At 67.1% G+C, this 21,047-nt stretch carries 24 protein-coding genes; 10 read left to right on the top strand and 14 right to left on the bottom strand.

Annotation, left to right across the window (positions count from 1 at the left end; all coding sequences use genetic code 11):
• Positions 1 to 72: 72 nt before the first annotated feature.
• Positions 73 to 585 carry a peptide deformylase gene (gene def / locus AC13GA_RS13145; RefSeq protein ID WP_046983422.1) on the bottom strand — a complete coding sequence of 171 codons (513 nt, stop codon included), beginning with the start codon at positions 583 to 585 and terminating at the stop codon, positions 73 to 75.
• A gap of 126 nt (positions 586 to 711) precedes the next feature.
• On the opposite strand from def, the gene AC13GA_RS13140 reads away from it, so the two are divergent.
• The 9 genes from AC13GA_RS13140 to AC13GA_RS13100 all read left to right on the top strand — a co-directional run bounded on the left by AC13GA_RS13140 (position 712) and on the right by AC13GA_RS13100 (position 10,286).
• Positions 712 to 1,845, top strand: a complete 1,134-nt coding sequence (locus AC13GA_RS13140; RefSeq protein ID WP_337302240.1) for a LysM peptidoglycan-binding domain-containing protein — start codon at positions 712 to 714, stop codon at positions 1,843 to 1,845.
• A 130-nt stretch (positions 1,846 to 1,975) separates the two neighbouring features.
• Positions 1,976 to 3,103 carry a DNA-processing protein DprA gene (dprA, locus tag AC13GA_RS13135; RefSeq protein WP_447782668.1) on the top strand — a complete coding sequence of 376 codons (1,128 nt, stop codon included), beginning with the start codon at positions 1,976 to 1,978 and terminating at the stop codon, positions 3,101 to 3,103.
• 43 nt (positions 3,104 to 3,146) lie between these two features.
• Positions 3,147 to 3,620, top strand: coding sequence for a DUF494 family protein (locus AC13GA_RS13130; RefSeq protein WP_005411195.1), 474 nt, complete (start codon positions 3,147 to 3,149; stop codon positions 3,618 to 3,620).
• A 39-nt stretch (positions 3,621 to 3,659) separates the two neighbouring features.
• Positions 3,660 to 4,418, top strand: a complete 759-nt coding sequence (locus AC13GA_RS13125) for a pilin (RefSeq protein WP_482998319.1) — start codon at positions 3,660 to 3,662, stop codon at positions 4,416 to 4,418.
• A 49-nt stretch (positions 4,419 to 4,467) separates the two neighbouring features.
• The gene (locus tag AC13GA_RS13120; protein WP_482998318.1) at positions 4,468 to 5,400 is read left to right on the top strand and encodes an RDD family protein; all 933 of its coding nucleotides are present in this window, start codon (positions 4,468 to 4,470) and stop codon (positions 5,398 to 5,400) included.
• A 192-nt stretch (positions 5,401 to 5,592) separates the two neighbouring features.
• A complete protein-coding gene (locus tag AC13GA_RS13115) occupies positions 5,593 to 8,067 on the top strand; it encodes a DNA topoisomerase I (protein WP_482998317.1) in 2,475 nt (824 codons plus the stop codon).
• Positions 8,068 to 8,198: 131 nt separating this feature from the next.
• Complete coding sequence (gene tsaC, locus AC13GA_RS13110) at positions 8,199 to 8,789, top strand: L-threonylcarbamoyladenylate synthase type 1 TsaC (RefSeq protein WP_136638547.1); 591 nt, start codon at positions 8,199 to 8,201, stop codon at positions 8,787 to 8,789.
• A 43-nt stretch (positions 8,790 to 8,832) separates the two neighbouring features.
• Entirely contained in the window at positions 8,833 to 9,522 is a 690-nt protein-coding gene (locus AC13GA_RS13105; RefSeq protein WP_136638548.1) for a DUF4124 domain-containing protein, read from the top strand.
• Positions 9,523 to 9,557: 35 nt separating this feature from the next.
• Positions 9,558 to 10,286 (top strand): hypothetical protein, encoded by a 729-nt coding sequence (locus AC13GA_RS13100; protein ID WP_337302244.1) that lies wholly within the window; start codon positions 9,558 to 9,560, stop codon positions 10,284 to 10,286.
• A 66-nt stretch (positions 10,287 to 10,352) separates the two neighbouring features.
• Here AC13GA_RS13100 and AC13GA_RS13095 read toward each other — a convergent pair whose 3' ends face one another.
• Positions 10,353 to 11,129: an SDR family oxidoreductase gene (locus tag AC13GA_RS13095; RefSeq protein WP_046984257.1), complete on the bottom strand. Its 777-nt coding sequence runs from the start codon at positions 11,127 to 11,129 to the stop codon at positions 10,353 to 10,355.
• Positions 11,130 to 11,240: 111 nt separating this feature from the next.
• Between AC13GA_RS13095 and AC13GA_RS13090 the strand changes: the two genes are divergently transcribed.
• A complete protein-coding gene (locus AC13GA_RS13090; RefSeq protein WP_012512229.1) occupies positions 11,241 to 11,453 on the top strand; it encodes a hypothetical protein in 213 nt (70 codons plus the stop codon).
• Between the two features lie 114 nt (positions 11,454 to 11,567).
• On the opposite strand, the gene sppA is transcribed toward AC13GA_RS13090, so the two are convergent.
• From sppA to AC13GA_RS13030, 12 genes are all read right to left on the bottom strand, one after another.
• Positions 11,568 to 13,490, bottom strand: coding sequence for a signal peptide peptidase SppA (gene sppA, locus AC13GA_RS13085; RefSeq protein WP_012512230.1), 1,923 nt, complete (start codon positions 13,488 to 13,490; stop codon positions 11,568 to 11,570).
• A gap of 116 nt (positions 13,491 to 13,606) precedes the next feature.
• Positions 13,607 to 14,971 (bottom strand): MATE family efflux transporter, encoded by a 1,365-nt coding sequence (locus tag AC13GA_RS13080; RefSeq protein ID WP_046984256.1) that lies wholly within the window; start codon positions 14,969 to 14,971, stop codon positions 13,607 to 13,609.
• A 237-nt stretch (positions 14,972 to 15,208) separates the two neighbouring features.
• The gene (locus tag AC13GA_RS13075; RefSeq protein ID WP_482998316.1) at positions 15,209 to 15,784 is read right to left on the bottom strand and encodes a DUF3106 domain-containing protein; all 576 of its coding nucleotides are present in this window, start codon (positions 15,782 to 15,784) and stop codon (positions 15,209 to 15,211) included.
• Positions 15,777 to 16,781: a hypothetical protein gene (locus AC13GA_RS13070; RefSeq protein ID WP_136638552.1), complete on the bottom strand. Its 1,005-nt coding sequence runs from the start codon at positions 16,779 to 16,781 to the stop codon at positions 15,777 to 15,779. Before AC13GA_RS13070 ends, AC13GA_RS13075 begins: the two co-directional genes overlap by 8 nt.
• Positions 16,782 to 17,312: 531 nt before the next feature.
• Positions 17,313 to 17,669: a Mor transcription activator family protein gene (locus tag AC13GA_RS13065; protein ID WP_205404380.1), complete on the bottom strand. Its 357-nt coding sequence runs from the start codon at positions 17,667 to 17,669 to the stop codon at positions 17,313 to 17,315.
• Positions 17,666 to 18,133: a phage protein GemA/Gp16 family protein gene (locus tag AC13GA_RS13060; RefSeq protein WP_482998315.1), complete on the bottom strand. Its 468-nt coding sequence runs from the start codon at positions 18,131 to 18,133 to the stop codon at positions 17,666 to 17,668. The genes AC13GA_RS13065 and AC13GA_RS13060 overlap by 4 nt, the downstream gene beginning before the upstream one ends.
• 3 nt (positions 18,134 to 18,136) lie before the next feature.
• On the bottom strand, positions 18,137 to 19,039 hold the full coding sequence (locus AC13GA_RS13055; protein WP_482998314.1) for a recombination-associated protein RdgC: 903 nt from the start codon (positions 19,037 to 19,039) through the stop codon (positions 18,137 to 18,139).
• The gene (locus tag AC13GA_RS13050; protein WP_482998313.1) at positions 19,039 to 19,425 is read right to left on the bottom strand and encodes a DUF2528 family protein; all 387 of its coding nucleotides are present in this window, start codon (positions 19,423 to 19,425) and stop codon (positions 19,039 to 19,041) included. The genes AC13GA_RS13055 and AC13GA_RS13050 overlap by 1 nt, the downstream gene beginning before the upstream one ends.
• Positions 19,425 to 19,883, bottom strand: coding sequence for a hypothetical protein (locus AC13GA_RS13045; RefSeq protein ID WP_482998312.1), 459 nt, complete (start codon positions 19,881 to 19,883; stop codon positions 19,425 to 19,427). Before AC13GA_RS13045 ends, AC13GA_RS13050 begins: the two co-directional genes overlap by 1 nt.
• Positions 19,880 to 20,071: a hypothetical protein gene (locus AC13GA_RS13040; protein WP_482998311.1), complete on the bottom strand. Its 192-nt coding sequence runs from the start codon at positions 20,069 to 20,071 to the stop codon at positions 19,880 to 19,882. The genes AC13GA_RS13045 and AC13GA_RS13040 overlap by 4 nt, the downstream gene beginning before the upstream one ends.
• Positions 20,061 to 20,360: a hypothetical protein gene (locus AC13GA_RS13035; protein WP_482998310.1), complete on the bottom strand. Its 300-nt coding sequence runs from the start codon at positions 20,358 to 20,360 to the stop codon at positions 20,061 to 20,063. Before AC13GA_RS13035 ends, AC13GA_RS13040 begins: the two co-directional genes overlap by 11 nt.
• Positions 20,353 to 20,976: a DUF3164 family protein gene (locus AC13GA_RS13030; RefSeq protein WP_482998309.1), complete on the bottom strand. Its 624-nt coding sequence runs from the start codon at positions 20,974 to 20,976 to the stop codon at positions 20,353 to 20,355. Before AC13GA_RS13030 ends, AC13GA_RS13035 begins: the two co-directional genes overlap by 8 nt.
• Between the last annotated feature and the right edge of the window lie 71 nt (positions 20,977 to 21,047).

Genomic DNA, 21,047 nt, shown 5'->3' with positions numbered 1-21,047 from the left:
GTCGGCCGGCGCCGTACAGCCCGCGCTTGCCGCGCAGGCACGGGCCACCCCAAGGGCGGCCCGGATTGGCGATCACGCCACGTGCTTGCGCTGCTTGGCCAGCTTCTTGCGGACCATCTCGCGCTTGAGCGGCGACAGATAGTCGATGAACAGCTTGCCATCCAGGTGGTCCATCTCGTGCTGGATGCAGGTGGCCAGCACTTCACCGGCTTCCAGCTCCTGCTGCTGGCCGCTGCGGTCCAGGTACTTCACGGTGATGGTATCGGCACGGGTCACGTCGGCGAAGATGCCCGGCACCGACAGGCAGCCTTCCTGGTACACCCGGCCGCCGTCCTTGGCGACGATTTCCGGGTTGATGAACACATGCGGTTCATTCTTTTCTTCACTGACGTCGATGACCATGAAGCGCTTGTGCACGTCCACCTGGGTGGCGGCCAGGCCGATGCCCGGCGCGTCGTACATGGTCTGGAACATGTTGTCGATCAGTTCCTGGAAGGCCGGCGTGGTGACTTCGGCAGCGTCGATCAACGCAGCCTTGGTACGCAGGCGCGGATCGGGGAACTCGAGGATGGGGAGAAGAGCCATGGCAATTTCCGGATTGGGGGCCGGCACGCCGGCATACGTCGCAGATTCTAGCTGCAACGCTTGCCTTGCGCCCCGGTTTCTGGACTATAGTGCGCGGACCTGTTGGGGAATCAGGGCTTCACACCTATGTTGCTTCGTTTTCGTACGGTCGTCGCCGCGGCGATGCTGACCGTGGCTGCCTATGCTACCGCCGTGGAAGTGAATGGCGGGCACCCGGACACCTATGTGGTCCGAAAAGGGGATACGTTGTGGGACATCGCCGCACGTTTCCTGCAGAAGCCGTGGCTGTGGCCGGAGATCTGGCAGGCCAATCCGCAGATCGCCAATCCGCACCTGATCTATCCCGGTGACGTGCTCAGCCTGGCCTATCTGGACCGGGTGACCGTCGCAGCCAAGCCCGGCCCGCGCCAGGAAGCTCCGATCGACGCCATTCCGCTGGCCCAGGTCGAGCCGTTCCTGAAGCAGCTGAGCGTGGTCGACAGCATCGAGCAGCTGCCCGCCGTGGCCGGCTTGGAAGAAGAACGCCTGCGTGCCACCAGCGGCCACGCCGTCTACGTGCGCCTGGCCGACGCCCAGCTGGGCCAGCGCTGGGCCGTGGTCCGCCCGACCGTGCGCTACTCCCAGCCCAAGCCGACCGAGGACCTGACCGCCAATGGCGACGTCACCCCGGGCAGCGGCAACCTGTGGCAGGCCTACAACGCGCCCAACCACCGCCGCGGCGTGCTCGGCTATGAGCTGGCCCAGGTCGGCACCGGCACCATCACCCGGATCGCTGGCGGCAAAGTCCAGGCATCCACCCTGGTCCTGGACAGGAACGAAGGCGGCCGCGAAGTGCGTGTCGGCGACCGCCTGGTCCCGATCGAGGCCCGGCCCTACGACCTGCAGTTCGTGCCGCATGTGCCCGCTGCCGGCGTCGAAGGCGTCGACGTGCGCGTGCTGGCAGTGACCGACATGTTCACCGCCGGTGGTCCGCGCGACGTGATCGCGATTTCGGCCGGCCGCGCGCAGGGCGTGGACAACGGCACCGTGTTCTCGCTGTGGCGGCCAGGCCGCCATGTGGCGGACCGCATGAAGTACCCGACCTCGTCGCGTATGGACGATGCCCTCAGCGGCAACGTTGGCCGTGTTGCGCTGCCGGATGAGTACGCCGCGCACGCGATGGTGTTCCGTACCTTCGACAACGTCAGCTACGCACTGGTGATGCAGGGCGTGAAGCCGGTGCGCGTGGGTTACAACGCACTGCATCCGGACGCGAAGTAACCGTTGCCGGGCTGCCCCGGCCACCCCAGGTAGTGCCGGCCGCTGGCCGGCAGCCACCTCCGGGAAAACCTGACGATCACACGCGAAGGCGCCCTAGGGCGCCTTTGTTGCATCTGGTCGATAGTGGGGAATGACCAAGCAAGCTGAAGAGGCGCTGCTGCGCCTGGTGATGGCGGGGGGCGCATTGGCGCAACGGCGGGCGCTGCTGCAGAGCCAGGGCGATGCGGGCGCGGCCATCTCGCTGGGCGTGGCGGGATGGCGTGCACATGGCTGCACCCCGGAACAGTGCGCGGCATTGGAGCGCCCCGATACGCGGACCTGGGCGGCGGGCCTGCGCTGGCTGCTGGACGACAACCACCATCTGTTGGCCTTCAACGATCCGGCCTTTCCTCCGTCCCTGCTGGACGTCCCCAACCCGCCACTGGCACTGTTCGTGGCCGGCGACCCGAGCCTGGCCTGGCGCCCCTCGGTGGCGCTGGTCGGCAGCCGTTCGCCGACGCCCGGTGGGCGGGCGCTGGCGACACGCTTTGCCGGCTGCTTCGTCGAAGCCGGACTGGCGGTGACCAGCGGGCTGGCCGCCGGTATCGACGCCGCCGCCCACCTGGCCGCGCTGGAGGCCGGCGGTTGCACCGTGGCAGTGATCGGCACCGGCCCCGACCGGGCCTACCCGGACAGCCATGCCCGGCTGCAGGCGCGGATCGCCACAGAAGGCGTGGTGCTCAGCGAGTACCTGCCGGGCACGCCGGCACGCCCAGGCCATTTCCCGGCGCGCAACCGGCTGGTGGCCGGGCTGGCGCTGGCCACGGTGGTGGTCGAAGCAGCGCAACGCTCGGGCGCACTGATCACGGCCCGCCTGGCCGCCGAGGCCGGGCGCGAGGTCTGCGCCCTGCCCGGCTCGGTGCTCAATCCACGCGCGTCGGGTTGCCACCGGCTGATCCGTGAAGGCGCAGCGCTGGTCGAGCGCCCCGAGGAAGTGCTGGAGCTGCTGGCCCCGGCCCTGCGCCAACAGCTGCCGGGCTTGCAATCGCGGCTGGCCACCCCCACTGAACAGGCACCGCCGGCGCTCCTGCCGGCGCGCTGGGCCGACGACCCTGACTACCAGTGCTTGTGGCGGGCCCTGGACCACAACCCAAGCGGTATGGATTCACTGATCACGCGCTGTGGATTGACGGCGTCACAGGTGTCCTCCATGCTGCTGGCCATGGAACTGGCGGGAATCGTGGTGTGCGTACACGGCCGCTACTGTCGAACTCCCTAGTTTCTTCACCTCCACAGCGTCGCGCGACGCAGGCCGAGGGGCAATGAAAGAGAGCATCCTGGACGTACTGCTGTACCTGTTTGAACACTATTTCAGCGAAGATGCGGACCTGATCCGTGACCGCGATTCGCTGCAGAACGGCCTGATCCAGGCCGGTTTCAGCCCAACCGAGATCAACAAGGCGTTCGACTGGCTCGACGCCCTGGCCGCGCAGCGGCCGAGCGTGGCCCAGGCGAGGGTCGATGGCCCCGTGCGCGTCTACCACGGTCCCGAGCTGGACAAGCTGGACGTGGAATGCCGTGGTTTCCTGCTGTACCTGGAACAGCACGGCATCCTCGACGCCGACCAGCGCGAGCTGGTGCTGGACCGGGCTATGGCCCTGGATCAGGACGAACTGGACCTGGATGACCTGAAATGGGTCGTGCTGATGGTGCTGTTCAACCAGCCCGGTTCCGAAGCGGCCTATGCCTGGATGGAAACGCAGATGTTCATGGACGAGCCAGAACCCCTGCACTGACCGTACACTTGGGGGCATAGCGCATTCAGGAGCGTCCCCGTGAGCGAGTGGTTCCACGCAGAAGGCAACCGGCAGCAAGGCCCGCTGCCGGCGGAACAGTTGGTCGAGTTGTTCCGCAACAACCAGATCTCCCTGGACACTCTGGTCTGGCGCGACGGGCTGCCACAATGGCAGCCGTTGCGCACGGTCGTCGACGAACTCGGCCTGATCGTACCGGCACTGGATGTCGCTGCGGCCGCCGCCGAACCCGAGCCGGAAGCGGTGGCGACAGCGCCGCCTCCGCCGCAGCCGCCCGTACTGCCGCCGTCCACACCGTATGCCACAAGCACGGCGACGACGGCCCTGCCGCCTCCGAAAAAGAAGCTCTCCGGCTGCGCGCTCACCGTCATCATCGGCGGCGGCCTGCTGCTGGTCCTTGTGCCGATCATTGCGATCCTTGCCGCGATCGCCCTGCCGGCCTACAACGACTACACCCTGCGTGCCAAGGTCGCTGGCGCGGTGACCGTGCTGCAACCGCTGAAGGACCAGGTGCAGCATTTCGCCGATGACGAAGGTCGTTGCCCGGGCGCCAACGACGCCGGCTTCCCGGCGCCGGGCGACTTCGCCCATGCCGGCCTGTCGGCGGTGAACATCGGCCGCTTCAACAACGGCCATTGCGGTATCGAAGCCACCCTGGCCGTGCCCGGCAAGAGCATCGACGGCGACCTGCTGTGGCTGGAATACGACCGCGACAGCGGCCGCTGGGAATGCACCGGCGAAAGCGACGACAAGTACCTGCCGCCGTCGTGCCGCGGTTGAGCCGCACGCACGCCAGCCCCTCCAAGGACGACCCAACAGGGAACATGCAATGACTGAGTGGTATTACGCCGAAGGACAGCAACGCCAGGGCCCCCTGCCGGTCCAGGAGATCCGCCAGCGCTTCCAGCGCGGCCAACTGAACCTGGACACCCTGGTCTGGCATGAGGGCATGGCACAGTGGGCTGCGCTGCGCCAGGTGGTCGACGAGCTCGGACTGCAGACGCTGGCCGATGCCAGCGCTGCCACCGGTAGTGGCGGTTTCGACCTGCGCGGCGACTATGCCGCCATCGACAACGGCACCGCGCCGCTGCCCGGCACCGGCGCCATCAGCAGCTCGCCGTACAACGCGCCGGCCGCCGCCGGTGCCGCCGGCCATGTACAGCCGGTGATGGGCGGCGAAGTGATCTACGCCGGTTTCTGGAAGCGCGTAGCGGCCTACATGATCGACTACTTCGTGCTGGTCATCCCGGGCAGCATCATCGGTGCCATCCTCGGCGTGGTCCTCGGCGCCAGCATGGGCGCGGTCGGCAGTGGCGAATCGTCCATCGAAATCGTCGCGCAGCTGGCCAGTGCGCTGATCAACCTGGGCATCGGCATGGCCTACTACACCTGGTTCCATGCCTCGCGGGGCGGTGCCACGCTGGGAAAGATGGCGGTCGGCATCAAGGTCGTGCGCGGCAATGGCGAGCGCCTCACCAAGGCCCGCGCCTTCGGTCGCTACTGGGCCATGCTGCTGAGCAGCTTCACTCTCGGCATCGGCTTCCTGATGGCCGCGTTCACCGAACGCAAGCAGGGCCTGCACGACATGATCTGCGACACTCTGGTGGTCGACCGTTGGGCCTATACCGACCAGCCGCAGCTGCAGCGTCGGGAACTGGGCACGGTCACCATCCTGGTTCTGGTCCTGACCGCCCTGCTGTCCTTGGCGGGCCTGGTCCTGCTGGTGGCAGCAGTCGGCTTCATCGCCAAGATGGCCTCATGAACGACCATCCTCACGCCTCGCTGCTTGACATGGGCTGGCCGGGCGTGATTCCTCTAATAAGGTGAAACCTGAACGCCCGGCACACTACCGGGCGTTCAGTTTATGGATTTGCCCGTGGCCGCTTCACTAATGCGGCCGTTTGCTCCACCCTAGCGGCCCCTTCCCCCGGTCCGCCCACAGACCTTTCCCGACATGCCCAAGCACCTGCTCATCGTCGAATCGCCGGCCAAGGCCAAGACGATCAACAAATACCTCGGCAAGGACTACACCGTCCTGGCCTCGTATGGGCATGTGCGTGACCTGATTCCGAAGGAAGGCGCAGTCGACCCGGACAACGGGTTCGCCATGCACTACGACGTGATCGACAAGAACGAGAAGCATGTCGATGCGATCGCCAAGGCCGCCAAGGGCGCCGACGACATCCTGCTGGCGACCGACCCGGACCGCGAGGGTGAGGCGATCAGCTGGCACATCGCCGAGATCCTGAAGGAACGCGGGCTGGTCAAGGACAAGCCGATGCAGCGCGTGGTCTTCACCGAGATCACCCCGCGCGCCATCAAGGAAGCGATCAGCCAGCCGCGCGCGATCGCCAGCGACCTGGTCGATGCCCAGCAGGCGCGCCGCGCGCTGGATTACCTGGTCGGTTTCAACCTGTCGCCGGTGCTGTGGCGCAAGGTACAGCGCGGTTTGTCCGCCGGCCGCGTGCAGAGCCCGGCGCTGCGCATGATCGTCGAGCGCGAGGAAGAGATCGAAGCCTTCATCGCCCGCGAGTACTGGTCGATCGCCGCCGAGTGCGCGCACCCGTCGCAGCACTTCAACGCCAAGCTGATCAAGCTGGACGGGCAGAAGTTCGAGCAGTTCACCGTCACCGATGGCGACACCGCCGAGGCGGCCCGCCTGCGCATCCAGCAGGCCGCGCAGGGTGCGCTGCACGTCACCGACGTGGCCAGCAAGGAGCGCAAGCGCCGTCCGGCGCCGCCGTTCACCACCTCCACGCTGCAGCAGGAAGCCTCGCGCAAGCTCGGCTTCACCACCCGCAAGACCATGCAGGTGGCGCAGAAGCTGTACGAAGGCGTGGCCATCGGTGACGAAGGCACCGTCGGCCTGATCTCGTACATGCGTACCGACTCGGTGAACCTGTCGCAGGATGCACTGGCCGAGATCCGCGACGTGATCGCCCGTGACTACGGCATCGCCTCGCTGCCGGACCAGCCCAACACCTACCAGACCAAGTCGAAGAACGCCCAGGAAGCGCACGAAGCGGTGCGCCCGACCTCGGCACTGCGCACCCCTGCGCAGGTCGCGCGCTACCTGACCGATGACGAGCGCAAGCTGTACGAACTGATCTGGAAGCGTGCGGTGGCCTGCCAGATGATCCCGGCCACGCTCAACACCGTCAGCGTCGATCTGTCGGCCGGCAGCGAGCACGTGTTCCGCGCCAGCGGCACCACCGTGGTGGTGCCCGGCTTCCTGGCCGTGTACGAAGAAGGCAAGGACAACAAGAGCGCCGAGGACGAGGACGAAGGCCGCAAGCTGCCGGCGATGAAGCCCGGCGACCGCGTGCCGCTGGAGCGCATCGTGGCCGACCAGCATTTCACCCAGCCGCCGCCGCGCTTCACCGAAGCGGCACTGGTGAAGGCGCTGGAAGAGTACGGCATCGGCCGTCCCTCGACCTACGCTTCGATCATCCAGACCCTGCTGTTCCGCAAGTACGTGGAAATGGAAGGCCGCAGCTTCCGCCCGTCCGATGTCGGCCGCGCGGTATCCAAGTTCCTGTCCAGCCACTTCACCCGGTACGTGGACTACGACTTCACCGCCAAGCTCGAGGACGAGCTCGATGCCGTCTCGCGTGGCGAGGAAGAGTGGATTCCGCTGATGTCGCGCTTCTGGGGACCGTTCAAGGAACTGGTCGAAGACAAGAAGGAATCGGTCGACCGCGCCGAGGCCAGCGGCGCACGCGAACTGGGCACCGACCCGAAGACCGGCAAGCCGGTCAGCGTGCGCCTGGGCCGTTTCGGGCCGTACGCGGCCATCGGCAGCACCGCCGAGGACGCCGAGGAGAAGCCCAAGTTCGCCTCGCTTCGTCCGGGCCAGTCGATGCACACCATCACCCTGGAAGACGCGCTGGAGCTGTTCCTGATGCCGCGCGCACTGGGTGAGGACAAGGGCGAAGACGTCAGCGTCGGCATCGGTCGTTTCGGCCCGTTCGCCAAGCGCGGCAGCACCTATGCCTCGCTGAAGAAGGAAGATGACCCGTACACCATCGATCTGGCCCGCGCCGTGTTCCTGATCGAAGAGAAGGAAGAGATCGCGCGCAACCGGATCATCAAGGAGTTCGAGGGCAGCGACATCCAGGTGCTGAACGGCCGTTTCGGTCCGTACATCAGCGACGGCAGGATGAACGGCAAGATCCCCAAGGATCGCGAGCCGGCGTCGCTGACCCTGGCCGAAGTGCAGCAGCTGATGGAAGAAACCGGCAAGCCGGTGCGCAAGGGCTTCGGCAAGAAGGCCGCGGCCAAGAAGGCACCTGCGAAGAAGGCGACGGTGAAGAAGGAGGCGGCACCGAAGAAAGCGGCCGCCAAGAAGGCACCTGCCAAGAAAGCGGTGAAAAAGGCTGCTGCGAAGAAGGCGCCGGCCAAGAAGGCCGTCAAGAAGGCCGCGAAGTAGATCCGCGCCCTGCGTGGATGAGGGGTAGTGCCGGCAGCTGGCCGGCAACCCCCAGAAGCATCAGGTGCCGACCAGCGGCCGGCACTGCCGGGGTGCCTGGTTCCACCCCATCTGCACGCAGCGGGGGGATAATGAAGGCCCACGCCGGGCCGGTCGCCGCCATGAAAGAACTCACCCTGGACTCCGCTGTCGCCTCGCTCCGCGCAGGCGGCGTGATCGCCTATCCGACCGAAGCGGTCTGGGGCCTGGGCTGCGATCCCTCGCACGAAGCCGCGGTGCACATGGTGCTGCGGCTGAAACAGCGCCCGATCGAGAAGGGCATGATCCTGGTCGCCGCCGAGCTGGCGCAGCTGGAAGGCTGGGTACGCCTGCAGGCACTGCCCGATGCCCGCCAGCGCGCAGTGCTGGCCAGCTGGCCCGGCGCCAACACCTGGATTCTGCCGGCCGGCCCACGAGCCAAACCGTGGATTACCGGCGAGCACAGCGGCATTGCGGTGCGCATCAGTGCCCACCCGCTGGTGGCCGCGCTATGCCGTGCCTGGGGTGGCCCGCTGGTGTCCACCAGCGCCAACCTGGCCGGCGAGCCACCGGCGCGCAGCCGCGAGGAACTCGACCCACGCCTGTTGCGCCTGCTCGACGGCATCCTCGATGGCGAGACCGGCGGCCTGGCCCAGCCGACGCCGATCCGCGACGCGCTCAGCGGCAACGTGCTGCGCTCCTGAGCAGACGATTGCACAGCCACCGACAATCGCGCACCCTGCCGCCATGAACCTGCTGCGCGCCACCTTGAGCCTGTGCCTGCTGTTGCCTTGGACCGCACCGGCCGCCGAGGACGTGCGCGTATACCGCTGCGTGGCCAGCAATGGTGCCGTGGCGCTGCAGGACAAGCCCTGCAACAGCGGCCGCCAGGAAGTGCGCGACCTGCAGCGTCCGCGCGATCCTGCGCCGCGGGTGGTGCGTAGTGACGCCACGCCATCGCCGCCCAGCGATACCCCGGTCATCCGCGAGCGCGAAGTACGCCACGTCTACATCCAGCCGCCACAGCCGATGTACGAGTGCGTCACCGAGGATGGCCAGCGCTATACCAGCGACAATAACGAAGGCAATCCGCGCTGGGTCCCGTTGTGGACCAGTGTCTGGCTGCCGCACGGGCATCGTGGCCCGGCCTATCCCGGACCGCGTCCGGCATTCGGTACACCGGTGGGGACCCCCATCGGTGAAGGCGCGGGTTATCGTCCGCCCTCGGTGGGCATGGGGGTACAGGTTCCGGCCGGCAGCGTCCTGGTGCGCGACAGCTGCCATGCGCTGCCACCGCAGGAAGTCTGCGCGCGCCTGCGTGACCGCCGCTGGGAGCTGGACCGCCGCTACAACAGTGCGCTGCAGAGCGAACGTACGGCCATCAGCAACGAACAGCGCGGCATCGACGCTCGCGTGTCGCGCGATTGCCAGCGCTGAGCGCCGCGCCGCATCACCACCTGTACGCTGTGCGCATGAACAAACTGATCTGGCTGGCCCTGGTGTTGCTGCCCGGCGCGGCACTGGCCGAAACAAGCGTGGTGTATCGATGCACCTCCAGCAGCAGCGACGTGCCCACGCTGCAACGCACGCCCTGCCCGTCCGGCAGCAAGCAGCAGGTACTGCGCGTACCCGATCCGGCCAACGCACAGCCGGCGGTGGTCGCCCCCACCCCCGCCGTCGAGACGCCAGCCCCCCTGCCGGCAGGACCCGCGCCCGCGCAGGCGCCCTCTGCAACGCCACGCCGTGCGGACGAAGGCCGAACGATCATGGAAGCGGGAATGGTCGAACGCGAGGGCGGCAACCAGATCCTCGACAGCGCGACGCTGCGTCGTGACGCCGAGGCCCACGCCGAAGCAAAGGACGGCCCACCGAAGCCGCCCCTGCCCCCGATCTTCCAGTGCACCGACAGCCAGGGCGGCAGCTACCTGCACGAGTACGAGGCCGCGCCCGGTCGCTGCGAACTGATGACGGTACAGGGCCTGGGCGGCGTCACGCCGGTGAATGCGGCCGGCTGCGAAGTGGTACGTGATCGCTGCGAGGAACTGCCCGAAGCGCAGCGTTGCGGCGGCTGGCAGCAGCGCTTCCGCGATGCACGCGGCCGCGAACGTTTCGCCACGCCAGAGAACCGCGACGGCGCACGCAGCGAGCGCGAGCGGCTGCAGGGTGTGCTGGAGGCCAGCAACTGCCCGGTACCGGGGTGACGGCCACCCGGTAGTGCCGGCCGCTGGCCGGCAACCACAGGATCTTCAGATGATTGCAGTTGCCGCTCAGAATCCGTAGCGCAGGAAACCACCATCCACCGCGATGCACTCGCCGGTGACATAGCTGGCGGCGGGCAGGCACAGGAAGCCCACGGCCGCAGCCACTTCCTCCGGCTCCCCGATGCGGCGCATCGGCGTGCGGTTGATCACTTCCTCGTAGTAGTCCGGGTCCGACAACGGGCCGGACGTGCGCCGCGTGCGGATGTACCACGGCGCCACCGCGTTGACCCGGATGCCATCCTCGGCCCACTCGACGGCCAGGTTGCGGGTCATCTGGTGCATTGCCGCCTTGCTCATGCCGTAGACCACGCCGCTGCGCACATGGGTCAGGCCGGATACGCTGCCGACGTTGACGATGGATGACGAGGCATGGCGTGCCAGCAGCGGGTGCGCGTAGCGCGACAGTTCGAAAGCCGAGAACAGGTTGGTCTCGAAGATGTTGCGCCACTCGTCCTCGGAATACTCGGTAGCCGCTTTGCTGATGTTGCCGCCGGCGTTGTTGACCAGGATGTGCAGGCCATCGCTGTGGTCTTCCACCCAGTCCAGGATCTGCCGGCGGTCTTCGTCATCGGAAACATCGGCAGCCAGCGCGTGCACCTGCATCTGCGGATACATGTCCAGCAGCTCGTCGCGCGCGGTCTCCAGCATGTCTATATCGCGCCCGACGATCATCAGGTCGGCACCGAAGCCAGCCAGTTCATGCGCGATTGCAAGGCCGATGCCGGCACTGGCACCGGTGATCAGGGCAGTCTGGCCGTCCAGGCGCCACCGTTGCTGGGTCATGTGTCCTCCGGGGCCGCGCCCGCTGTGTTTCGATGCGGCAAGGATACGCGCTCACGGCAGCCCCCTGCCCGGAATGCGACACTGCACGCACGCCCACTGCGGAGAGCCGCCATGCGCATCCTGATCGTGTCCACGTCCCTGCTGGCCGCCGTACTGCTGGCGGCGTGCCAACGGCCGCCGACGCCCAACCCGGAGAAGCCACCGGCACCGCAGGCAATGACCCGTGCAATGCATGAGCCGCTGGACCGCGCCAAGAGCGCGCAGAAGGCCGTGGAGGATGCCGCAGCACGCGAGCAGAAGGCCGAGGCCGACGCGACGCAATGACCTGTGGGGTCAGAGCCCTTTGCGGAGCAAAGGGATCCGACCCCTTGAACGAAAACGCCCGGCCGGGGCCGGGCGTTTCCAGTAGATCCACGCCATGCGTGGATGGACTTCCGATCAGAACCCGCAGAAGCAGTACGCCAGCGCCTTCACCGGCGCACCATTGCCCTTGTCGCGGGCCGCGTTCTCGACGAAGCGCAGCTGCGTATCCACTTCCGGCATCGCACGCGCCAGCATCATCCGCGCCATGCCCGAGTCGGACAGCATCCAGGCACCGGCACGGCTGCCGGCGAAGCCGCTTACGAACTGCGCAAACGGCGTCGCCGCCTTCTCGATGTAACGCACGCGGTAAGCATCGGCCTTGCCCAGCTTGGCACGGCTGGCGGCATCGGCCACCGCATCCTTCAAGCCACCGAAGGCGTCGACCAGACCGCGTTCCTTGGCCTGCGCACCGCTCCACACGCGGCCACGGGCCACTTCGTCGACCGCCTCGACCGGCTTCTTGCGGGCGTCGGCAACGCGACCGGTGAAGTCGGCGTAACCCTTGTTGATCACCGACTGGATGACCTGGCCCACCGCCGGATCCATCGGGCGGGTGACATCGAAGGCACCGGCAAAGCGGGTCGTACCGACGCCGTCGGTGTGCACACCGATCTTGTCCAGCGCGCGGCTGAAGTTCGGCACCATGCCGAAGATCCCGATCGAACCGGTGATGGTCGACGGATCGGCATAGATGCGGTCGGCATTCATGCTGATCCAGTAGCCACCGGAGGCAGCCAGGTCGCCCATCGACACCACCACCGGCTTGCCAGCGGCCTGCAGGGCCACCACTTCGCGACGGATCTGCTCGGAGGCGAACACCTCACCACCCGGCGAATTGACGCGCAGCACCACGGACTTCACGTTCTCGTCGTCGCGCGCTGCACGCAGCAGCGCCGAGGTTGACTCGCCACCGATGCGGCCGGCCGGCAGGTCGCCACCGCTGATCTCGCCGGCTGCCACCACCACCGCCACCTGCGGACGGCTGTCCACCGGGTTGCGGCGCGCATCGAGCTGGCCCAGGTAGCTGCCGAAGTCGACGTTGCGGAAACCACCGTCGGCATCGTCGTCAGCCACGCCGCGCTCGATCATCAGATCCTCGAATTCCTCGCGGGTCTTCAGCGAGGTCACCAGCTTCTGCTGCAGGGCGAACTTGGCCAGGTCGCCACCGGCGGCGGAGATGCCCTCCGGCAGCGTGTCGATGCCGGCGGCCAGCTGTGCCGGATCCAGGCGGCGGGCTTTGGCGATGTCACCCAGGTAGCGCTGCCACACGTCGTTCATCCAGAACAGGTCGGCTTCCTTGGACGCCGGCGAAGCGGCGTCGAGCACGTACGGCTCGGCAGCGGACTTGTACTCGCCCACCTTGAACAGGTGCACGTCCACGCCCAGCTTGTCCTGCAGGCCGGTGCGGAAGTACTGGCGGTAGCGGCCCAGGCCCTCGAGCACCACCGACCCCATCGGGTCCAGGTAGACCTCGTCGGCCTGCGCGGCCAGCAGGTACTGCGACTGGCCCATGCTCTCGCTGTAGGCCACCAGCTGCTTGCCGGACGCACGCAGGTCCTGCAGCGCAGCGGCCACTTCACGCAGCGAAGCGAAGCCCGACGGCTGCAGCTTGTCGAGCTCCAGCACCACGCGCTCGATCTTCTTGTCTTCCTTGGCCGACTCGATCACCCGCAGCAGGTCACGCAGCTGGATCTCTTCGGCACCGTTGTCGCCCACCGCCTTGGCCAGCGCGCGGCTGACCGGGTCAGCGCTGAACTGCTCGACCAGGCGGCCTTCCGGCGCGATCACCAGGGTGGTGCGGTCCTGCAGCGATTTGCTGGCACCGGCACCCATGCCGGCGGCGATGACGAACATCACCAGCAACAGGAACAGCAGGCCGAAGAACACCAGGTTGAGGATCAACCGGCGGGTGAAATTCATGACGTCCCACAGCCCGATGAAGAAACTGGCGACGGGGTTGCGACGCGCCGGGGGCAGCGGGGGCACGGGTTGATTCATGGAACGCTCCGGAAGGCTTCTTGCCGTAGTACCAGCATAGCCGGTGCCGCGTGATGCGGCATCGGACACAAGTCAGGGGATCGCCCGCCACGGGTCGCCAGGGCGGGCAGGAAGGATCAGGACAGGCTGGACTGGCCGATGCGCAGGCTGCTGCGGCGCAGGCGCCAGCCCATCAGGATCGCCGCCGCGGTGAGACCGACGATCAGGCCGATCCACATGCCCTGCGGGCCCATGCCCAGGCCCAGGCCGAGCCCGGCGCCGAGCGGCATGCCCAGGCCCCAGTACGCGAACATGGCGATGAACATCGGCACGCGGGTGTCCTTCAGGCCGCGCAGCGCACCGGCCGACAACACCTGGATGCCATCCGGGAACTGGAAGGTGGCCGCGTACAGCAGCAGGGTTGAGGCCAGCCCGGCCACTGCCAGATCGTTGGTGTAGACACCGACGATGGCGTCATGGCCGAACAGCAGCACCGCCGCCGACAGGGTCTGCGTGCCCATGATGATCGCGTAGCCGGCCCAGGCCGCACGGCGCACGCCGAAGCCATCGCCACGGCCGACCGCATGGCCGACGCGCACGGTAGTGGCCTCGGCCACGCCCATGGGGATCATGAAGCACAGCTGGGCGACGTTGATCGCGATCTGGTGCGCAGCCGCTTCATTGGCACCCAGGCGACCGATCAGCAGCGCGGTGACGATGAACAGACCACCTTCCATCAGCACGGTGATCCCGATCGGCAGCCCGGTGCGCAGCAGATCCCAGATCGCCGGCCAGCGCGGCCCTTCGAAGTGCGAGAACAGCCGCAGATGGGCGAAGCGTTTGGTGAACCACAGGTAGGTGGCGAAGGCGATCGCCTGCAGCCACATCATCACCGCCGAGGCGATGCCCAGGCCTTCGGCACCCATTTCCGGGAAGCCCAGCTTGCCGTTGGCCAGCACGTAGCCCATCGGCGCCAGCACCAGCAGGCCACCGAAGCCGATCAGCATGGTCGGCAGGGTCCAGTGCATGCCCTCACTGAGGTAGCGCATGCAGAAGTACAGGGTCAGTGCCGGGCCACCCCAGCGCACCGCATGCAGGAACGCGGTCGCCCCCGGCACGATGTCCGGTGCGATGCCGAAGGCCGGCAGCAGCGGCGGCACTACGGTGAGGAAGGTGAACATGATCAGGCCCAGGCCCAGCGCCAGCCACAGCGCCTGGCGGAACAGCGGGCCGATCTCGCGCTCACGACCGGCGCCGTGCAGCTGCGACACCGAGGCGGTAAGCGAGATCAGGGTACCGATCGGGATCAGCATCGGCAGCCACAGCAGTGCGGTACCAATGGTCACCGCGGCCAGGGTCGCCGTGGCGTGGTGGCCAGCAATGACGTTGTCGACGAAGGAGATCAGACCGGTGGAGACATGCCCGAGCACAAGCGGCAGGGCAAGCAGACCGGTGGCGCCGACTTCCTTGCTGAAGCGCGGCGTGGAGGTTGCAGTAGACATAAGGTGCTTGACGCGAACTGCGGTTGCGCGCGAAGGGCACAGGCACCGGGTTGCGGCCGGTCATCTTACGCGCGCAGCGCGCGCATTCCCATGACATGGCGTGAATGCTGGGTTTCAGCAGCCCCCGGTTTACCGCGTTGCGATCGCGTTACGAACAGAAAAAAGGGGACGGAGGGGATTAAGTCGTTTCAAGCCCGACTGTGCCGAGTACGACTTAATCCCCTCCGTCCCCTTTGTTTACTGACCCGCCTGGCGCTTGAGCCAGCTGTCGCGCTCGGCGGCGGGCACGGCGAGGAAGGCGCTGCGCACCGCGTCGCGTTCCTGCGGCGGCGTGCGCTGTGCGACCAAGGTCAGCTGGGCCAGCTGCGCCGGGCTGAGCTGGCGCAGCACGGCCAGCGCGGCCTCGCGCTGTTCCGGCGGCACGAAGCCGAACAGGCCGTGCAGCTTGGGGAATTCCAGGCCCAGCTGCGGGCCCAGCCGCCAGCCTTCGCGAAACGCCTGGTCCTGCGCCTGGAACTGCTGGCGCAGGCGCTGCTGCTGATCGGCCGGCAGTGCATTGAAACGCGCCGCAGCCTGGCGGACGCGTTCACGCTCGCCTTCCGGCAACGCCCGCCACGTGGCGTAGTCGGCACGGCGCTGGCGCTGCTGCTGCGCATCCAGGTGGGCAAACGTCGAAGGTGCCGCGGCCGGCGCCGGTGGCGCCGTCGTGGTTCCGCGCGAGGGCGGTGGCAGCGGCACGTTCACGGTCTGCGGCGTGGCCGACAGCGACAACGGCAGGGCCAGCAGCAGGCTGGCGAACACAGTCTTATTCATCGGCAGCAGCGGTTTCCAGCGTGGCGCTGGCCGGCTCCGGCCGGCTCGGCTTGGATTGCGATTCGTCCACCGGCAGCGGGCCGCCAGCGGCCGTCCACGCATACAGGTCGGCATCGGCCACCAGCGGATAGTCGCGGTCGGCCAGCATCGTGGCGTCGTCGGCAGCCTGGGCCGGGATCGCATCCGGCGCGGCTTCAACCTTGCTCGGCGGCAGCGCCTCCACCGTGACCGGACCGGCATCGCCCACCACCCCTTCCGGCAGCGGTGCATCGCTGCCGAGCACACGGCCCTGCCAATGGCGCCAGCCCAGCGCGGCGGCCAGCAGCACCGCCACGGTCAGCAACAGGATCAGCGGACCGCGCCAGCGCGGCTTGGCATTCGCACGGCGGCGCTTGCCGTTGGCGGCCGCGCGCTCGTCACGCTGCGGTGCACGCCAGCTGGAGGTCGGGGTTTCATTGTTGGCGGCCGGTGCGGCCGGTTGTTGCAGCTGCTGCAGGCGCTTGGCCGGCAGGTCACGGATGCGCAGCTGCACCTGCTCGGCCAGCTGCCGCCAGGCCGAGGCATCAGGCTGGCCATGGGTATCGCGCGGGCAGGCATCGGCCAGCAATTGCTGGTAGCCGGCCTCGTCCTGGTCGAGCACGCGCATGGCAATGCCTTCATCCAGACTACCGCCTACCCGCAGCAACAGCGCCAGGCGCGGCAGCGGCCCCATCTCACCCAGCGCAGCCAATGGCGGTGCCCACTGGCCGCCCAGCGGTTCGCGTAGCGCCTGGCGCTGGCCCAGCAGGGTCCAGAAGCGGGTCGGCCATTGCGCCATGGGCAGGTCGCTGGCGACGGCGGCAAAGGCGCGCATCACCGCCACCAGGGTCTGTTCGGCACGGGCGGCTTCACCGCACTGCAGTTCAGCCACCACCAGGGCACGGCGTTCGACGCCACGCAGGAACGCCGACAGCGCGCCGGCCGCGGTCGAGGGAACAGGGGCGGGCACAGCCGTCATCGGTTACTCCAAAGGTCTGCCGGCATGATAGCGGCAGGTCATCGGCGCCCGGCAGGACTTGCGCCCGCAGGTACTTCGTGCTGCAGGTTGTGCACAGCACCACGGCCCTCGCACGGGAAACTGCGGCATCCAGCTGAATTCACTCTGTTTCAGCAATGTTTCACACTTAAGCCATTGATTTTGATTGTTTTTAAAGTATGGCGATTTTTTGACCAACCCAAGCGTGAGGCCGTCGCCATCGGCCTCCCGCGCGCCCGCCGACCGTTAACGCACAGTCTTATCCACAGAACATGTGGATAAGACTGAATCTCCAATGGACACCGATATTTAGGTGACATTTATGATTCAACGGGCGTCGCCCGGGCGCCTTCGCGCCTGCCATCCGCGTGCGCATGGCCCGTTACACTGGCCCGATGTGTGCAGGGGTGAGATATATCAGGGGGGAGGCTGCGATATCTAGCCGGAAGACCCCGGAAGATGGCGGAAGTTGAAAGCCCGCCTCGCAAAGAGATTGCACGTGGTGCAATTGGCTCAGGGGGCAAAAAGGCCCATCTGGCGGAGGTCGCGATCGCGCAGCTCGGCGCGTCGGATCAGCTTACGGATGCCGCGTTCAGTCATGTCGTACTTCCTGGCCAGCTCCGCATAGGAGGCCCCGTCGCGGTGGGCGGCCAGTATCTCACGCTCTCGCTGGCTCAGCTTGAAGGCGTGATTCTTGGGGAACGAAAGCACCTGACCGGACCAGTTCTCGGCCAGCCGGTCAGCAACCGCTGCCCCCACTTGGTCGGCGCGGTCCTGGTCGAGCCCCAGCTCCTTGGCGACGTCGGCCGCCTGGGCGGCGGCATCGGCCAAAAGCTCACTGCGGCGCGCTTCCATCAGGTTCCTGCTCATGGGACGTCCTTCGGTACAGCATGTGCGCGACGGTTTGCATCGTACTGGAGAGCGGCAATCACCTTCTGCAGCTGCTCCTTGTTGCACCACTCGATGCGGGTGACCTTGCACATGCGCAATGCCAGGCTGTGCGCGTAGGCCCAAGGCCGGCCGGCGTCGGCAAGGAGTGCCTCAACCTTGGCCAGCTGAGGAGCCAGATCGCCCTTTGGGCGCCCGGCCCAGCGCTCTGCGGCACGGGCCGACCGCGCCGGCATGCCGCCCAGGCGGCGCAGCTCGTTGGCGATCGCGTCCAGCTGGCGCTGGTCGCAGCTGCCAGCGCTACGCTGCGGCTCGCCACTCTGGCCGGACACGCGCTGCACCAGGTCGCGGTAGACGTCCTCGGCCAGGCCGAGCGCCTTGGCGGCGGCATGGATGGCCGCCAAGGTGCGCTTGCGGCGGTCGGTTGGCGGGCGGGTGCGGGCCATTGCTCAGGCCTCCTCTTCCAGTTGGAAGGTGAGCTGCATGACGTCGAACAGCCTGCTGAGCTGGCCGGTCTGCAGCGCGAAGCGGGCGTCCAGTTCCTGCCGTTGCTCGTCCTCGGCCAGTTCCGCCAATGAGTCAAGGGCGCCGTCGAGGAACTTGAGTTTCCGGATGACCAGATCGTCACTGATCACGAAGGACAGGGTGTCCTCCATGATCAAAGCCAGCCGATAGACCTGCTTGCCTGCCTCAAGATGCTTTTCCACCTCGTCGCAGCGCAGTTCCTGGTGCTGGCAGCGGATCGTGGCACCGCCTTCAACCGGGTCGCGAAGCTCGCATTCCTCTCCCAGAGACAGGCCGGCCGGCAGCTGCTCGCCAGCGACCCAGCCGGTCATCACGGAACGGGGCGCGACCGCAGCGCGGAGCCTACTGGCCGGGAAGCTCCCGAGCAGGCCCCTGACCTCTGAGACGGCGTCGCTCGCGGCCGTGCTGCTGCCGGTGTCGACGAACGCAATCCCCCGCTGGGTATCCACGAACATGTCGACGCGGGCCGACTTCACCAGGGCGCGGGGCAGCAGTTCGTGCAGCAGGTCGTCTTTCATGCGGCGCCGTTCGCGGCCACCGGCCCGGCGCCCCTGCGCTTCCAGCGCCTGCAGCCGCGTCTCCAGCATTTCATTGACGCTCGCCGCCGGAATGATCTTCGTCTCGGTGCCGATCACCAGCCAGAGGAACGCGCCGGAGCGGTGCGACAACGCCGCACCGCCCTCACGCCCATACGGAGAAATGAACCCGCGCGACGACAGCTCCAGCGCGCCCACCGGCTGCAGCTGGGACAGCGGCAGCAGCTTCTCCACCTGCGTCCAGTCGATCACCGGCGAGAACTGGAACATCGTGACGTTCCGAATGAACATCAGACCTCCAGCTCCGTGACGCGCAAAAGCTCTGAATCGAGATCCGGTCGGCCATCGAAGTCCCTCAAGCGGATGGCGCCATGCGCCCCGCACCAGCCTTCCAGTTCGTCGAATTCCCTCTGCATCCCCAAGACGTTGAGGCTCTCGTTTACGTCAAGAACCCACCCCAGGAACTCAGCGGCTGCCATCTTGATCACGGCCATGACGACGTCGCCGTCAGCTGCTTCCAGGCGCTCTTCGGCCCCGGTCCAGAACTTATTCAGCTGCGTGGCCAATTCGGTGGTCAGGATGCGGTGGTCGATATCGAGGGTAACCTCGGCATCACCCCAGTCCTGCTCCACCTTGTAGCGGCAGACGCCCTTACAGCGAGTGGTTTGCGCAGACATCAGATCTTCTCCTTCAACAGTTGTGCCTGGGCGGCAGTGAGGGCGGTCTGCCAGGCGGGAACCTCCTCACCCAGCGAATCGAGCAGCCGACGGATGCCCGGCCGGTCGCCGGCAACTATCTGGCCGCCGGCCTGGACTGCTGCGATGACCTGGACCTTCTTGGTCAGCGGATCGCGGCGTCTCGGAGTTGCGGTCATCGCACCCCAGCGCAGGCTCGTCGGCGCTTGAGCGCACCAAGCGAGCCAGAGACCGAGTGCGTCGCCCTTCGCGGCCTGGTCGGCCGCTTCCGGGACGCCCGGCACCAGCAGGCAGCCCTGGCTCTCGCCCTTACCGTGGCGGGCACGGGTGCTGACGACCTTGCGCAGCTGGGCGGCTTCGCCGCTGGCAACGAGGATTGCGTGTTCCGGCAGGTGTTCGCCGAACTCGATCAACCCGTTGGCCCAGCAGTAGGCGATCACGCGGCCACCCCCGGCGCCTGCAGGCGCTCGATGAAGGAGTACTCGATGCCGCAGCCGCCATCCTGCTCCTGGCAGATCACGTACAGCAGCAGCTGCTCAGGATCGTTCTCGACCGTGGAGAGGCTCGCGAACAGCGCGGCGGCGCCGCAGCCGGGGCAGCACGTGGAAAGTCGCTGTTCACCGTTCATCGGAATGCTCCTTGTCGAAGAACTGGACCAGGGTCGGCGCGTCGATCCGCCGCTTCATGTCCCAGGGGAACGCGGCGGTGCCGCGTCGCTCGATGTAGGCGATCGCGTTGTTGACGCGCTGCAGGTCCGCCGGGGAATTGGCGCCCTGGCGCGTGTCGAACATCGGATGGCCGTTCTCGTCGCGCTGCTTGTAGGCGAACAACTCGACCTCGGAACGTACGGTGGCGTCAGCGATGTCGCTGGCCAGCACCGCCAGGTAGCAGGCGTCGTGGAGGGCATGCTTAGACATGCTTCACCGCCGCGATATCCAGGCTGATGGGCTGGTACTGCCCCTGTGCATCGCGCTCGTAGAAGCGCACATAGGTCTTGCTCCCCACCACAGTCACTGCATCGCTGATCGCCGCCATCGCCTGCGTCCAGCGCGGATCGTCAAACTTCAACCGGCGCAGGGACAGCACCTCACCGGTCTTGATGCTGCCGTCGTTGTCGACCCGGAAGGCGTTGTTGACCAGGGTGCGCAGCTCGGCGCGCGAGCCCTCGGTCCAGTCGCTGAGGCATTCATCGATGAGCGCCTTGGCCGCCTGCAGGCGTTCGTCGAATTGGATCGAGTCCTGGACTGCGCGGACGATCTTGAAGCGGCCGTCGTAGCTCATCAGGGTCACATTGCCCTTGTCGCCGCCAATGGTGGCGCCGTACTGCTCGGCGCTGAGCTGCACGAACGCTGCGATATCGCCGAAGGCAGTACCGCGAAACTCGGCCATCTGCTGATGCAGTTTCCTGGCGCCATTGATCAGCTCGCCAACCAGTTGGTCGCGTGCAAGGTCGATTGCCGCGATCTGGCTCTCCTGCACAAGGCGGCCCTTGCGATCCTCGCGGTAACCTTCGGGAATGGTGCGGTTGGTCATTGGGTGCCTCCTTGGACGGCGGAATCGGTATGGAAGTGCATGGGGCGGAGCCGCTCCGGGATGCCCTCGAC

The sequence above is a fragment of the Stenotrophomonas sp. 22DLJC03 genome, assembly GCF_056861405.1.
The sequence above is the reverse complement of the archived record's forward strand: the minus strand, read 5'-3'. Positions and strand labels throughout refer to the sequence as shown.

What these genes read in the sequence shown, in the direction of transcription:
- def (WP_046983422.1), bottom strand. Translation starts at nt 585, where the DNA reads ATGGCTCTTCTCCCCATCCTCGAGTTCCCCGATCCGCGCCTGCGTACC.
- AC13GA_RS13140 (WP_337302240.1), top strand. Translation starts at nt 712, where the DNA reads ATGTTGCTTCGTTTTCGTACGGTCGTCGCCGCGGCGATGCTGACCGTG.
- dprA (WP_447782668.1), top strand. Translation starts at nt 1,976, where the DNA reads ATGACCAAGCAAGCTGAAGAGGCGCTGCTGCGCCTGGTGATGGCGGGG.
- AC13GA_RS13130 (WP_005411195.1), top strand. Translation starts at nt 3,147, where the DNA reads ATGAAAGAGAGCATCCTGGACGTACTGCTGTACCTGTTTGAACACTAT.
- AC13GA_RS13120 (WP_482998318.1), top strand. Translation starts at nt 4,468, where the DNA reads ATGACTGAGTGGTATTACGCCGAAGGACAGCAACGCCAGGGCCCCCTG.
- AC13GA_RS13115 (WP_482998317.1), top strand. Translation starts at nt 5,593, where the DNA reads ATGCCCAAGCACCTGCTCATCGTCGAATCGCCGGCCAAGGCCAAGACG.
- tsaC (WP_136638547.1), top strand. Translation starts at nt 8,199, where the DNA reads ATGAAGGCCCACGCCGGGCCGGTCGCCGCCATGAAAGAACTCACCCTG.
- AC13GA_RS13105 (WP_136638548.1), top strand. Translation starts at nt 8,833, where the DNA reads ATGAACCTGCTGCGCGCCACCTTGAGCCTGTGCCTGCTGTTGCCTTGG.
- AC13GA_RS13100 (WP_337302244.1), top strand. Translation starts at nt 9,558, where the DNA reads ATGAACAAACTGATCTGGCTGGCCCTGGTGTTGCTGCCCGGCGCGGCA.
- AC13GA_RS13095 (WP_046984257.1), bottom strand. Translation starts at nt 11,129, where the DNA reads ATGACCCAGCAACGGTGGCGCCTGGACGGCCAGACTGCCCTGATCACC.
- AC13GA_RS13090 (WP_012512229.1), top strand. Translation starts at nt 11,241, where the DNA reads ATGCGCATCCTGATCGTGTCCACGTCCCTGCTGGCCGCCGTACTGCTG.
- sppA (WP_012512230.1), bottom strand. Translation starts at nt 13,490, where the DNA reads ATGAATCAACCCGTGCCCCCGCTGCCCCCGGCGCGTCGCAACCCCGTC.
- AC13GA_RS13080 (WP_046984256.1), bottom strand. Translation starts at nt 14,971, where the DNA reads ATGTCTACTGCAACCTCCACGCCGCGCTTCAGCAAGGAAGTCGGCGCC.
- AC13GA_RS13075 (WP_482998316.1), bottom strand. Translation starts at nt 15,784, where the DNA reads ATGAATAAGACTGTGTTCGCCAGCCTGCTGCTGGCCCTGCCGTTGTCG.
- AC13GA_RS13070 (WP_136638552.1), bottom strand. Translation starts at nt 16,781, where the DNA reads ATGACGGCTGTGCCCGCCCCTGTTCCCTCGACCGCGGCCGGCGCGCTG.
- AC13GA_RS13065 (WP_205404380.1), bottom strand. Translation starts at nt 17,669, where the DNA reads ATGAGCAGGAACCTGATGGAAGCGCGCCGCAGTGAGCTTTTGGCCGAT.
- AC13GA_RS13060 (WP_482998315.1), bottom strand. Translation starts at nt 18,133, where the DNA reads ATGGCCCGCACCCGCCCGCCAACCGACCGCCGCAAGCGCACCTTGGCG.
- AC13GA_RS13055 (WP_482998314.1), bottom strand. Translation starts at nt 19,039, where the DNA reads ATGTTCATTCGGAACGTCACGATGTTCCAGTTCTCGCCGGTGATCGAC.
- AC13GA_RS13050 (WP_482998313.1), bottom strand. Translation starts at nt 19,425, where the DNA reads ATGTCTGCGCAAACCACTCGCTGTAAGGGCGTCTGCCGCTACAAGGTG.
- AC13GA_RS13040 (WP_482998311.1), bottom strand. Translation starts at nt 20,071, where the DNA reads ATGAACGGTGAACAGCGACTTTCCACGTGCTGCCCCGGCTGCGGCGCC.
- AC13GA_RS13035 (WP_482998310.1), bottom strand. Translation starts at nt 20,360, where the DNA reads ATGTCTAAGCATGCCCTCCACGACGCCTGCTACCTGGCGGTGCTGGCC.
- AC13GA_RS13030 (WP_482998309.1), bottom strand. Translation starts at nt 20,976, where the DNA reads ATGACCAACCGCACCATTCCCGAAGGTTACCGCGAGGATCGCAAGGGC.